Below are 13,369 nucleotides of genomic sequence, written 5' to 3'. Positions count from 1 at the left end.
GTACCTGAAGGAATTGAATATGACGTCTTTGACTTACTTGGCCGGCTATCCGGAACATCTGCAAACGCAGGTTCGCCAGCTACTCGACCAGCAACGTCTGGGGACGGTTTTATTGCAGCGCTACCCGCAGCCACACCAGCTCACCACCGATCGCGCGCTCTATCAATACACCACCGACCTGAAAAATCAGTTTCTTCGCAATGCGCCACAAATTAACAAAGTGGGTTATGACAGCAAAATTCAGGTGCTCAAACACGCATTAGGATTACATACCGCGATTTCGCGTGTGCAGGGTAACAAGTTAAAGGCAAAAGCTGAAATCCGCGTTGCTACCGTATTCAAAAATGCGCCAGAGGCCTTTCTTCGCATGATAGTGGTGCATGAGTTGGCTCATCTGCGCGAGAAAGATCACAACAAGGCATTTTATAATTTGTGCTGTCATATGGAACCGGCCTATCACCAGCTTGAGTTTGATACCCGAATGTATCTCACGCATTTAGAACTGGTGGGCGCTCTGTATTAATTTGCTGGGCTGAGTCGTATTAATGCAATAACCGTATTAATCCAAGAAATGCTACTCTGTGGAAAATCTCACTTTCCCGATCGGAGCCGCCCATGATCCGTTTTGCTGTTATTGGAACTAACTGGATTACTCAACGCTTTATTGATGCCGCTCATGCTACCGGCAAGATGCAGCTTACCGCCGTTTATTCGCGCCATCTGGCTCAGGCCTATACCTTTGGTGAGCCCAATAAAGCCCAGTATTTTTTCGACTCGCTCGACGATCTCGGGAGCTGTGAGCATGTTGATGCGGTCTATATTGCCAGCCCAAACTCTTTCCATTACCCACACACGCTGGCAATGCTACAGCATAAAAAACACGTTATCTGTGAAAAGCCGTTGGCTTCCAATCTGCAAGAAGTCGAAAGCATGATCGCATGTGCACATGAAAATCAGGTGGTGCTATTTGAAGCGTTTAAAACCGCTTATCTGCCCAATTTCTCTGTTATTCAGCAAGCCCTGCCACGTCTGGGAAAATTACGTAAAGTCTTTCTTAACTATTGCCAATATTCATCGCGCTACCAGCGCTATTTAGACGGTGAGAATCCAAATACCTTTAATCCGGCCTTTTCAAATGGTTCGATTATGGATATTGGCTATTACTGCCTCGCCAGCGCGATATCGCTGTTCGGTGAACCTGAAACGCTGACGGCAAGCGCGACACTGTTAGATTCTGGCGTCGATGCTCACGGGCACGTAGGAATGAACTATTCAGCGAACCATGCAAATGGTGAATTTGATGTTGTGCTGTTCCACTCCAAAGTCAGCAACTCAGATATTCCAAGCGAAATTCAAGGTGAAGATGGCACTTTAGTTATCGAAAAAATTTCTGAATGCCAAAAGGTGACATTCACGCCGCGTGGTGGACAGCCTGAGATTATTTCTCAGCCACAGCATGAAAATACGATGTATTACGAGGCCGAAGTTTTCGCCAAGCTGGTGCAGTATCAAAGCGTAGAACACGCTGGGATTAACGTATCACGTAGCACAGCCAAAATTCTGACACAGATTCGCGCCCTGACCGGAGTAGAGTTCCCTGCCGATGCCGCAATTCCGCCAGAGACGGTGGTTGTCCCTAATACCCGCGGTTGATCGCATAAGGCCTCTCTTTCCAGAAGAGAGGCCTACGCTTCCTAACGAGAGCTTTTGACCTGTTGAATTGGCGCTTTTATAGGTCGTTTGCCGCCAAAGCTTAATACCGCTAAGGCAAGCACAATCAACACAATGCCACTTCCTTCGACCGAGCCAGGATTTTCACCCAGTAACCACCAAGAAAACAGCACTCCACAGACCGGTACCGCTAAGGTGCTCAGCCCTGCGATACCCGCGGGGAGATTTTTCAATACAAATAGCCACAGCGTCCATGCCAAAGCGGTAGCCAAAATAGCGCTGTATGACAGAGCAAAATAAACATAGGGATCCCATACGATGGGACGCTCGGGTACCAGCCACGCAATAACGCTCATAATGATCGCGCCGTAAACCATTTGCCATGTGGTGAGCGACAGCAAATCCACTTTGGGATATCGCTGATACAGACGCTTCGCTACGATGGCGCTCGCCCCCCAACTTATGCCGGAAAGGATCGCCAGTACTGCGCTTTTCAGTGACTCTCCCGTCAACTTCCACGGCTGTAACACCAAGCACAGTCCGATAGCCGCTACCACAATGGCCAGATACTGCACTCGGCGCATTCTTTCGCCCAAAAACAGCGCTGCCATAATAACCACCCAAAACGGCATGGTATAAGTCAGAATAGCCACTTTGCCGGCGCCACCGCTTATCAGTGCCCACTGAGCCAAGCCAACCATACCGCAGGTCTGCAACACGGCAATGGCCAGCGTATAGAGAAAAGGCGTCGGTTTCATGCCGCGTCCGCGCAGCTTCAATACCACCAGAAGTAGTATGGCCCCGAACACGCAGCGTAACGCAGTAAAATCAAAGGCACCGATATACAACGTGACCTGCTTCATCGCGATCCAGCTATAGCTCCAGATCAGCGTAAGCAACACCAGCCCGACAAACGCCAGCGGGTCGGTTTTTCCTGCAACAGACATTTCGTTTTCCTAATTATTATCAATCGTGCTTATTATCACTTCCTCTATCATCTCTCATTACCGCTCATGAAATCTACTTTGTATATTTCACAATGGCATTAGAAATATTGGCCAAATACGTCTAATTTGTAGTCTTCAATTATCTGGAAAATATCCAACGGCGCAGTACTCAGGAGATTCTATGGCGGAGTTTGAAGTGAAGCCCTTTGTCATTCTACAGACCGGTGATGCTCCGGATGTCATTCGCCAGCAGCACGGCGGTTTTACCGACATGTTTTTGCAACAGGGTGAGATAAACCCAGCCAGCGTAGTGGTAGTCAATCTTCCGGCCGGTGAACAGTTGTTAAGCCCTGAGCACTATCGCGGCGCAATCATTACCGGTTCAGCGGCGATGGTGACCGAATTATTGCCGTGGAGCGAACAGGCTGCCGTTTGGCTGCGCGATGCCGTCGGTATGGGATTACCTATTTTTGGTGCTTGCTATGGACATCAATTACTCGCTCACGCACTGGGCGGCGAAGTGGGCTATCATCCACAAGGAATGGAGATCGGTACGTTAGAAATAGAGCTCTTGCCGGAGGCCAAAAACGATCCTGCACTGCAATACTATCCACCACGTTTTTATGCCAACCTGATCCATTCACAAACCGTACTACGTCTGCCTGAAGGTGCCATCGCACTGGCGCGCTCTGCGCAAGATCCCCACCAAATTATCCGTTACCGAGATAATGTCATGAGCACCCAATTTCACCCTGAGTTTAATGGGCCGATAATGCACAGCTACATGAGCTGGATTGCCGAGTTAGAACCAGAACATCAGACAAAATATCTCGATATTCAGCGTCGAACCAGCAATACCCCCGTCAGCCAATCTTTGCTACGCGAATTCGTCAGCGGTTTATAAATATCACGCGTCATGGCTTTACAATGTGTAAAGCCATGACGCTAGTTTTAGCTTTCCTAATTCTCTTGAAAGATTGACCTTAGAAACATTTTGCATTATTTTCTCACACGCAAAGGGGAGTAACTTCATTGCTGGTTAATCGTCATTACGGTGCGTGCTACGTACCCGGTTGCCAGGCAACACATTTTAGCGATGAGCTAAAATGTATCTAAGCGCCCTGCTTAGATGAATACCCATGTCATTCATTGAGTACAGCTAATTGCGCTGTTTCATTGATGGCAGAGGTATCGAGTTGTAAGTGAGACCTTGCCGGAAGGCGAGGTGCGCTTAAAACTCAGACAAGAGTCGTCGCTGTCGTCCTCCGTCATCGTGATTTTTGTATTTAATGAGTGTTACGAAGGATACTCCCATGATCAACTCCATTGGCTCTCCCCTGCTCTGGGGCAGTTTTGCCGTCATTGTCGTCATTATGCTCGCCGTCGATCTGCTGTTGCAGGGACGTCGCGGTGCAGCCACCATGACACTACGCCAAGCCGCCATTTGGTCGCTGGTGTGGGTAAGCTTATCTCTGCTGTTTAACGCCGGTCTGTGGTGGTATCTCAGTGAAACCATGGGGCGCGCCGTAGCCGATAAACAGGCTTTGGCGTTCCTGACTGGCTATCTGATTGAAAAAGCACTGGCCGTCGATAACGTGTTTGTATGGCTGATGTTGTTTAGCTATTTCTCTGTGCCGCCAAATCTACAGCGCCGCGTGCTGGTGTTTGGGGTTCTTGGTGCTATCGTTCTGCGTACTATTATGATTTTCGCGGGCAGTTGGTTAGTCACTCAGTTCCAGTGGATTTTGTATGTATTCGGCGCCTTCTTGCTGTTCACCGGCGTGAAAATGGCCTTGGCGAAAGAGGACGACGGCGATATCGGTGATAAACCGTTGGTGCGATGGATCCGTAGCCATCTGCGCATGACCGATAAAATCGAAAACGAACATTTCTTTACCCGCAGAAACGGCGTGCTGTTTGCTACTCCGCTGTTGCTGGTACTGATACTGGTTGAGCTCAGCGACGTTATTTTCGCCGTAGACAGCATCCCTGCGATCTTTGCGGTGACCACCGATCCGTTCTTGGTCTTGACCTCAAACCTGTTTGCGATTTTAGGCCTGCGCGCTATGTACTTCTTGCTGGCCGGCGTCGCAGAACGCTTCTCAATGCTGAAGTATGGCCTCTCAGTGATTCTGGTATTTATCGGCTTCAAAATGTTGATTATGGATCTGTACCATATTCCGATTGCCGTTTCCCTGAGTGTGGTGGCCGGTATTCTGGTACTCACGCTGGTGATTAACGTATTGGTTAACCGCCGCAACGACCGTTTGAAATCACAGATTTAATATTTTTGCCCCGGCCTGTCCGGGGCTTTTCTTAGCAAAAATGTCCCCACTCTCTACATTGTCATAATCTGTATAAATAATCGTTTAAAAGTGTTTTACGCTATTTTTATCTACCACTAATACCAGAACTATCTACTCCGCACGCAAAATCGCCCTATTTTTACCATTTTTGTTACCAACAACACATGAATGTTAATTTAATGTTTTAATATTTTAAGCTGAGCAGAATTTTATACTTTTCCCGTTTCTTATTTAAACAGTTTCCCTATACTGGCTTGGCAAACACAATTAGTTACATGTCTGTGAGCTAGCGCTCAAGGACGACAATAAAAAGAAACAGGTAAACATTATGGAAAAACAGTCTGGATTCATGCGTTTCATTACGCGCGGTAGTCTGGTGGGGCAAATACTTGTCGGGTTAGTACTCGGCATTTTATTAGCAAGCATCGCACCAAATGCAGCTATTGAGGTTGGTCTGCTCGGCTCGTTGTTCGTCAGTGCGCTAAAGGCCGTTGCACCTATTTTAGTTTTTGTACTGGTTGCGGCCTCCATCGCTAATCATAAAGCAGGTCAGCGCACCAATATGCGTCCGATTCTGTTCCTTTACTTGCTGGGCACCTTCTCTGCCGCATTGGTAGCAGTGTTGTTGAGCTTCGCCTTCCCATCTACGTTAACGCTGGTGGCGGGTAATACTGACATCACTCCACCGGGAGGGATCGTCGAAGTATTACGCTCTCTGCTAATGAACGTCGTCGATAACCCATTCCGTGCCCTAACGACCGGTAACTTTATCGGCATCCTGGCCTGGGCAATTGGTTTAGGTGTGGCGCTACGTCATGCATCTGACACCACTAAACTGGTGGTCAGCGATCTCTCCTACGGCATCACCTTTATCGTGCGCGTTGTGATCCGTTTTGCACCGCTCGGTATTTTCGGTCTGGTGGCCTCTACGTTGGCAGAAACCGGATTTGATGCACTGTGGGGATATGCGCAACTGCTGGCTGTTTTGATTGGCGCGATGCTGCTCGTAGCGCTGGTGCTGAACCCGCTGATCGTGTTCTGGAAGATCCGCCGTAATCCGTATCCACTGGTGTTCACCTGCCTGCGCGAAAGCGGTCTGACGGCGTTCTTTACCCGCAGCTCGGCGGCAAATATTCCGGTGAACATGGAACTGGCCAAAAAGCTGAAACTACACGAAGACACCTATTCAGTATCGATTCCCTTAGGTGCCACCATCAATATGGCTGGCGCGGCGATTACGATCACCGTGCTAACGCTGGCGGCGGTGCATACTTTAGGTATTACCGTTGACCTGCCGACAGCGCTGCTGTTAAGCGTAGTGGCTTCAATCTGTGCGTGCGGGGCTTCTGGCGTGGCGGGAGGGTCACTGCTGTTGATCCCACTGGCCTGTAGCCTCTTTGGTATCAATAACGATTTGGCGATGCAGGTGGTTGCCGTCGGCTTCATCATCGGCGTGCTGCAGGATTCTTGTGAAACCGCGCTGAATTCGTCTACTGATGTGCTGTTCACCGCGGCAGCCTGTCAGGCGGAAGAAGCGAAAGAATTAGCGAAGCAGCCAGAGCTGAGCTAATCATCAAGTTTACCGCTCCCTATTTACGGGAGCGGTCATTCACTCAGGTTAGCTTTTACGTCGCGCAGACCATGCTACGGCCAAAATAATCAGCAACCCGCCAGAAACCATCCGTAAACTGGGTACTTCATGAAATAGCGCCCACGCGATCAGAATCGCATACACCGGCTCTAACGCAATAATCATCGCCGCCATACGCGCTTTTAATGCCTGTAAGCTGCTAATAAATAGGCTGTATGCAAGCCCCGTGCAAATCAAACCAAGACAGGCAATCCACACCCAATCCATAGCACTGACCTGAGGTAGCTCGTGGTAAGTGAAAGGTAACAGCAACACGATCACAGCCAGATTTTGCCACCAGCAAACCTGTGTACCGTTGACGCTGGCCGCTGAGTGGCGATTTGCTAACGCGAGGATCGCATAAATTAAACCAGATAGAACGCCCCACAGCAGACCTTCGGTCGCACTGTTTTCAAAGTTAAAGCTTGGCGTCACCAACACTAACCCTATCGTCACCAACAGTATTAAAACATACTCCGACGACGACAATTTCTCTCGGTATAGCAGCCCTTCCAGAATGGCGACAAACGCTGGGAAACAGGCAAAGCCGAGTGTTCCCACTGCGACGCCACCGACTTTAACCGCAATGAAGAACGTGACCCAGTGTGCGCACAGTAGCGCACCGCAGGCGCACAGGCGTCCCACGCTGCGCAAGTCGAGATCGCGCCACGGTAAACGTTTAAGCTTCATTAATAACAATGACATGGCGGCCAACGCAAAAATCGCGCGGCCAAATACCAAGACGGCGGCACTGCTGGCAATCAGCTTGCCGAAAATACCTGAAATACCGAATAGCACGGTAGCACCGTGCATTAGCCATAGCGCACGGCGACGATCCATGCTCACTCCTCAAAAAATTTGCTGAAGGATCAGCGGCTCAATAGTTTAGGGATCTCACGCAGCAGCCAAGACTTGGCCTCACCCATACTGTCACGACGCCACGCCATAATAATGTCAGTTTCATGGCTATATTCCGCGCTCACTACGCGTAGACGTCCTTCCGCGATATCTTGCTCCACCAGCGGATACGGCATGGTGGCCACCCCTAAACCATCGATCAGCGCTTGGCGTTTATCCGCAATAGTACTTACGGTTAAGCGCTGTTGTTTATCAAGCAGTTGAACCGTGAGAACCGGACGCTCACGGGCGGTATCCGCCACGGCAATACCCCGATATTTCACCCGAACAGCGTCTGACAACGGTTCTGGTTCCAGATGGATAGGATGCTCTGGAGCCGCCACGTAAACGCTCATGATTTTATACAGTTTGCGCACGTTAATTTCCGAGGATGAGCGGAAGTGCATATCTGGCGCAATCACGATGTCTGCTCTTCCTTGCTCTAAACGCTCCCATGCACCGGCTAACACTTCCGTCATCAATGACAGCTGAGTATTGGCTTTCTTCGCCAGTTTATCCACCAAAGGGAATAGCTGGGTCGCTGGCACTAAGGCTTCGCACACTACGGTAATATGCGTTTCCCAACCACGGGACAGAGCCTCTGCATCCGTAGTCAGTTTATCTGCCGCTTCGAGTAGAATGCGCCCACGTTCGAGCAACATACGGCCTACATTGGTAAATTTGGTTCGATGCCCAGAGCGGTCGAATAGCACCACGTCCAACTCTTCTTCCAGCTTCTGCATGGTATAGCTTAAGGCTGAAGGGACTCTGCCTAACTCGTCTGCCGCCGCAGCAAAACTTCCACGACGATCGATGGCATCCATGACCCGCAGTGCTTCCAATGTCAGCGCGCGATCTTTACTCATAGCATCCTTCTATTCAGGAAATTTGAATATACCGACCAGATTAACTGGCTAACAATCTTACGTCCAGACGCTTACCATGGTTATATCCATAATTAAGAGCCTTGAGCGCCATGATTACACAACGAAAAGCCCAAAACTGTGGACACGCTGACTATGGTTGGCTCAAGTCCCGCTATACATTCTCATTCGGCCACTATTTTGATCCCAAACTGATGGGATATGCATCGCTGCGCGTTCTCAATCAAGATGTGCTCGCCCCCGGCGCGTCACTCCAGCCGCGTACCTTTCCACGCGTCGACGTGTTAAATATCATTCTTGATGGTGACGTTGAGTATCGTGACAGCGAGGGCAGCCATACCCAAGCGCATACAGGCGACGTCGTTTTGCTGGCGACACAGGGAAACATTAGCTACAGCGAACACAACCTCAACAGCGATAAACCGCTAACGCGAATGCAGCTATGGCTGAATGTCTGTCCTGAAAGAGAAAATGATGAGATTCAGCGCCTAACGCTGACTGAAGAACCTTACCGATTACTCGCCTCGCCCGAAGGCGACAACGGCAGTCTACAGCTACGCCAGCAAGTGTGGATCCATCATTTGGATCTTAAACCAGGCGAAAAACATACGTTACCGTTGCACGGATCGCGCGCCTATGTGCAATCGATTCATGGGAGCTACAAAACGCAAGATAGCACCGAATTGCTGGCCTGCGGCGACGGTGCCTTTATCAATGATGAAGAAGACCTAACCCTCACCGCCGTCACTCCACTGCGTGCACTGGTCATTGACCTGCCGGTGTAATTTGAACTGACATGTGGCTCTCTTGTAAAATGATAAGAGAGTCATATCGACGAATGAAAGAGTCCTAAACCCCATACAAATCCTATTGTATTCTACAGCCACATCACACCTCATTAACCACCTAAGTACCACCTGCAAACAACCTCGTTTACATTGAGAAAATCGACCTCGCTCTCGGTTTGTATAACGTTTCTACCGAATATAAAAATCTTTGCGCTAAGTCAAACTACTGTGCTTTCACAAAAAACAAATACCATATATAGTGTCCAACACATTAGATAGCACCCATATGTAGTAGTTATCCACAAAGCATCCACAAAAGTCCGCCAGGACTTATAGCATGCGGATTTCGGCTGTGGATAACACATGAACCGGGTAAAAGGAGCGAAGCGGTGAAACCTATAGTGATTAAACGGGACGGTTGTCAGGTACCTTTTGACGAACAGCGAATCAAAGAAGCTGTGGTGCGCGCTGCCCAAGCGGCAGGCGTTGATGATACCGACTATTGTGCAACCGTCGCCCGCGTAGTCGCTATGCAGATGGCGGATCTCGAACGTGTTGATATCCATGTGATTCAAAACGCCGTAGAAAACCAACTGATGGCAGGCAACTATAAGCAGCTTGCGCGCGCATACATTGAGTATCGTCATGACCGTGACGTCTCTCGTGAACAACGCGGCCGTCTTAATCAGGAAATCCGTGGCCTGGTCGAACAAAGCAATGCGGCTTTGCTCAACGAAAACGCCAACAAAGACAGTAAAGTTATCCCAACCCAACGCGATCTATTAGCGGGTATTGTGGCTAAGCACTATGCGACGCAGCATATTTTGCCTCGTGACGTTGTGCTAGCGCATGAGCGTGGTGAAATTCACTACCACGATCTGGATTACTCTCCGTTCTTCCCTATGTTCAACTGCATGCTGATTGACCTTAAAGGCATGCTGACCAACGGCTTCAAGATGGGGAACGCTGAAATTGAGCGCCCTAAATCCATCTCCACTGCTACCGCCGTGACCGCGCAAATCATCGCGCAGGTTGCCAGCCATATTTATGGCGGCACTACCATTAATCGAATTGACGAAGTTCTAGCGCCGTTTGTGACCGCCAGCTTTGAAAAGCATCGTCAGACCGCCGCAGAGTGGAACATCCCTGACGCCGACGGCTATGCAAAAACACGTACGGAAAAAGAGTGCTACGACGCATTCCAATCGCTGGAATATGAAGTTAACACATTGCATACCGCTAACGGTCAAACGCCATTTGTTACCTTTGGCTTTGGTCTGGGAACCAGCTGGGAATCACGCTTGATTCAACAGTCGATCCTAAAAAACCGTATCGCGGGCTTGGGCAAAAATCGCAAAACAGCCGTCTTCCCTAAACTGGTGTTTGCCATCCGCGATGGCCTAAACCACAAGTTTGGCGATGCTAACTACGACATCAAACAGTTGGCATTAGAGTGCGCAAGCAAGCGTATGTACCCCGATATTCTTAACTACGATCAAGTTGTTAAAGTGACCGGCTCCTTCAAAACCCCGATGGGCTGCCGCAGCTTCCTCGGCGTGTATGAAGAAAACGGTGAGATGATCCATGAAGGCCGTAATAACCTCGGTGTCATTAGCCTAAACCTGCCGCGCATCGCATTAGAAGCTAAAGGTGACGAAGCCGCATTCTGGAAACTTCTGGACGAACGTTTAGAACTTTCTAAGAAAGCTTTAATGACGCGTATCGCGCGTTTGGAAGGCATTAAAGCCCGCGTTGCCCCCATTTTGTATATGGAAGGCGCGTGTGGCGTGCGTCTGAAAGCCGACGATAACATCGCTGATATCTTCAAGAATGGCCGCGCCTCTATTTCACTGGGCTACATCGGTATTCATGAAACTATCAATGCGCTGTTTGGCAACCAGACTCACGTATTCGATGACGAAGCGCTGCGTGCAAAAGCCGTTGCCATTGTTGCCCGTTTGCAGCAGGCGACAGACAGCTGGAAAGAAGAAACCGGCTACGGTTTCAGCCTGTACAGCACGCCGAGCGAAAACCTGTGTGACCGCTTCTGCCGCTTAGATACCGCTGAATTCGGCGTAGTACCGGGCGTCACCGACAAAGGCTATTACACCAACAGCTTCCACTTGGACGTTGAGAAAAAAGTTAATCCGTACGACAAATTGGATTTCGAAGCACCTTACCCGCCATTGGCGAGCGGGGGTTTCATTTGCTACGGCGAATATCCAAACTTACAGCACAATCTGAAAGCGCTGGAAGACGTATGGGACTATAGCTACAGTCGCGTGCCGTACTACGGCACCAATACGCCAATTGACGAATGCTACGAATGCGGTTTCACCGGCGAGTTCGAATGTACCAGTAAAGGCTTCACCTGCCCGAAATGTGGCAATCACGACTCGGCCAAAGTCTCAGTGATCCGCCGCGTATGTGGCTATCTTGGTAGCCCGGATGCTCGTCCGTTCAACGCTGGTAAGCAGGAAGAAGTTAAACGTCGCGTTAAGCATTTGAATAACGGACAGATTGGTTAATATCGCGAACTGACTGAACAGGTTCTGTTTTGGGCTTGTTCAGTCAGCGTTATTGTCTCCGCCAATTTGAATACGGCCTGCGCAGAAGCTCCGGAGCATGCACGTACATGAACCGATTTTTTGCAAGAAAGTCAGCGCAGCCCGAATCCATAAGCGGCAAGTAACATAGCCTAATGGGCAAACCTTCAATGAATTTCCATCAATATTACCCCGTCGATGTCGTCAACGGGCCGGGTACGCGCTGCACGCTGTTTGTTTCTGGTTGCGTGCATGAATGTCCAGGTTGCTACAACAAAAGCACATGGCGTTTGAATTCAGGCCTACCGTTTACCCAAGAAATGGAAGATCAGATCATCAACGATCTGAACGATACCCGTATTCGCCGCCAAGGATTATCCCTTTCCGGCGGCGATCCACTGCATCCACAAAATGTGCCTTTTATACTTAAGCTCGTACAACGCGTGCGTGCCGAATGTGAAGGCAAAGACATTTGGGTCTGGACTGGCTATAAGCTAGACGAGCTCAACGCCGCTCAACAAGAAGTGGTTGATCTGATCAACGTTCTGGTCGACGGAAAATTCGTTCAGGACCTCAAAGATCCGATGCTGATCTGGCGCGGTAGCAGCAATCAAGTGATCCATAAACTACGCTAAAAACTCGGATATAAAAAAGCCATCCATCAATGGTTCACCAGTGGCACTCTCTTCGAAGATACCGGTACCGACGGATATCTTCGATTTAAGCCACGGTTGGCCTGCATCCATCGCCCTGTAGCCTCTCATCTATTCATTCCTGTCATCTGACCGCCTTTAACTATTCATATTTCTGCAACATATAAATAACCATTCTGTCATTTTCGAACGGCACCATGAGCGCAACTTAATTTCGCCCAACCCACAAATGGGGGTTACGCCATGTCACCGATCATCCGCGTCACGAATCTAAGCAAGACGTTTGCAGGTCAGCAGGCGCTTCACAGCGTTGGTTTAGAAGTTCAGCAAGGCCAGATGGTCGCTTTGCTTGGCCCCTCTGGCTCAGGAAAATCAACCTTATTGCGCCATTTGAGTGGCCTTATCACCGGAGACCGTCGCGACGACTCCCACATCGAATTACTCGGACGAACCATTCAAAAACAGGGACGCCTAGCCTCAGACATCCGCAGCAGCCGTAGCCATATCGGCTATATCTTCCAGCAGTTCAATTTGGTTAACCGTCTTACCGTTATGGAAAACGTGTTGATCGGTGCATTAGGCGCTACGCCGTTTTGGCGTACCTGCTGCGGCTGGTTTACCCAAGAACAAAAACAGCAAGCGATGCAGGCACTTACCCGCGTAGGCATGGCGTCATTTGCCCAACAGCGAGTGTCCACACTCTCTGGCGGACAGCAGCAACGCGTGGCGATCGCCCGAGCCTTGATGCAAAAAGCCAAAGTCATTCTTGCCGACGAACCCATTGCCTCGCTCGATCCAGAATCAGCCCGCATCGTGATGGAAACCCTACTGGATATTAATCAAAAAGATGGCATCACCGTGGTGGTGACTCTGCATCAGGTTGATTACGCACTGCGCTATTGCGAACGCGTGATTGCGTTACGTCAGGGTCATGTGTTCTACGACGGTGCAAGCGCCCATCTACAGCGTGAACAAATCGAACATCTCTACCGTGGTGTTAACCGCGTTGACGTACCGAATCCAGAAGCCGAAGCCGTTGCGGCCTAA

13 protein-coding genes are annotated in these 13,369 nt (G+C 49.7%); 9 read left to right on the top strand and 4 right to left on the bottom strand.

Translation table 11 applies throughout. The annotated features are described in order from the left end of the window. The first annotated feature begins 19 nt into the window (after positions 1 to 19). Positions 20 to 523, top strand: coding sequence for a M48 metallopeptidase family protein (locus K9N75_RS03105; RefSeq protein WP_039187900.1), 504 nt, complete (start codon positions 20 to 22; stop codon positions 521 to 523). A gap of 92 nt (positions 524 to 615) precedes the next feature. Next, entirely contained in the window at positions 616 to 1,653 is a 1,038-nt protein-coding gene (locus tag K9N75_RS03100) for a Gfo/Idh/MocA family protein (protein ID WP_008814918.1), read from the top strand. A 41-nt stretch (positions 1,654 to 1,694) separates the two neighbouring features. Here K9N75_RS03100 and K9N75_RS03095 read toward each other — a convergent pair whose 3' ends face one another. Further along, positions 1,695 to 2,618, bottom strand: coding sequence for a DMT family transporter (locus K9N75_RS03095; protein ID WP_008814917.1), 924 nt, complete (start codon positions 2,616 to 2,618; stop codon positions 1,695 to 1,697). 181 nt (positions 2,619 to 2,799) lie between these two features. Here K9N75_RS03095 and K9N75_RS03090 point away from each other — a divergent pair, with 181 nt between their 5' ends. The 3 genes from K9N75_RS03090 to sstT all read left to right on the top strand — a co-directional run bounded on the left by K9N75_RS03090 (position 2,800) and on the right by sstT (position 6,494). After that, positions 2,800 to 3,522, top strand: coding sequence for a glutamine amidotransferase (locus tag K9N75_RS03090; RefSeq protein WP_008814916.1), 723 nt, complete (start codon positions 2,800 to 2,802; stop codon positions 3,520 to 3,522). 412 nt (positions 3,523 to 3,934) lie between these two features. Then, the gene (locus tag K9N75_RS03085) at positions 3,935 to 4,903 is read left to right on the top strand and encodes a TerC family protein (protein WP_039188024.1); all 969 of its coding nucleotides are present in this window, start codon (positions 3,935 to 3,937) and stop codon (positions 4,901 to 4,903) included. Positions 4,904 to 5,252: 349 nt separating this feature from the next. Next, positions 5,253 to 6,494, top strand: a complete 1,242-nt coding sequence (sstT, locus tag K9N75_RS03080; protein ID WP_008814914.1) for a serine/threonine transporter SstT — start codon at positions 5,253 to 5,255, stop codon at positions 6,492 to 6,494. Positions 6,495 to 6,542: 48 nt separating this feature from the next. On the opposite strand, the gene K9N75_RS03075 is transcribed toward sstT, so the two are convergent. Together K9N75_RS03075 and K9N75_RS03070 are read right to left on the bottom strand one after the other, a co-directional pair. Beyond that, entirely contained in the window at positions 6,543 to 7,394 is an 852-nt protein-coding gene (locus tag K9N75_RS03075; protein WP_008814913.1) for a DMT family transporter, read from the bottom strand. A gap of 29 nt (positions 7,395 to 7,423) precedes the next feature. Beyond that, positions 7,424 to 8,317 (bottom strand): LysR family transcriptional regulator, encoded by an 894-nt coding sequence (locus K9N75_RS03070; RefSeq protein ID WP_008814912.1) that lies wholly within the window; start codon positions 8,315 to 8,317, stop codon positions 7,424 to 7,426. 110 nt (positions 8,318 to 8,427) lie between these two features. On the opposite strand from K9N75_RS03070, the gene K9N75_RS03065 reads away from it, so the two are divergent. The 3 genes from K9N75_RS03065 (at position 8,428) to nrdG (ending at position 12,304) form a co-directional block, all read left to right on the top strand. After that, positions 8,428 to 9,120 carry a pirin family protein gene (locus tag K9N75_RS03065; protein WP_061059235.1) on the top strand — a complete coding sequence of 231 codons (693 nt, stop codon included), beginning with the start codon at positions 8,428 to 8,430 and terminating at the stop codon, positions 9,118 to 9,120. Positions 9,121 to 9,512: 392 nt separating this feature from the next. After that, on the top strand, positions 9,513 to 11,651 hold the full coding sequence (gene nrdD, locus K9N75_RS03060) for an anaerobic ribonucleoside-triphosphate reductase (protein WP_039187898.1): 2,139 nt from the start codon (positions 9,513 to 9,515) through the stop codon (positions 11,649 to 11,651). A gap of 188 nt (positions 11,652 to 11,839) precedes the next feature. Further along, positions 11,840 to 12,304 (top strand): anaerobic ribonucleoside-triphosphate reductase-activating protein, encoded by a 465-nt coding sequence (nrdG, locus tag K9N75_RS03055; protein WP_020303460.1) that lies wholly within the window; start codon positions 11,840 to 11,842, stop codon positions 12,302 to 12,304. On the opposite strand, the gene K9N75_RS03050 is transcribed toward nrdG, so the two are convergent. Then, the gene (locus K9N75_RS03050; protein WP_193763741.1) at positions 12,296 to 12,433 is read right to left on the bottom strand and encodes a hypothetical protein; all 138 of its coding nucleotides are present in this window, start codon (positions 12,431 to 12,433) and stop codon (positions 12,296 to 12,298) included. The two genes, nrdG and K9N75_RS03050, sit on opposite strands and share 9 nt — an antisense overlap. Before the next feature lie 132 nt (positions 12,434 to 12,565). On the opposite strand from K9N75_RS03050, the gene phnC reads away from it, so the two are divergent. Next, positions 12,566 to 13,369, top strand: coding sequence for a phosphonate ABC transporter ATP-binding protein (phnC, locus tag K9N75_RS03045; RefSeq protein ID WP_004093798.1), 804 nt, complete (start codon positions 12,566 to 12,568; stop codon positions 13,367 to 13,369).

It is taken from the genome of Hafnia paralvei (assembly GCF_020150375.1).
GTDB lineage: Bacteria > Pseudomonadota > Gammaproteobacteria > Enterobacterales > Enterobacteriaceae > Hafnia > Hafnia paralvei.
The sequence above is the reverse complement of the archived record's forward strand: the minus strand, read 5'-3'. Positions and strand labels throughout refer to the sequence as shown.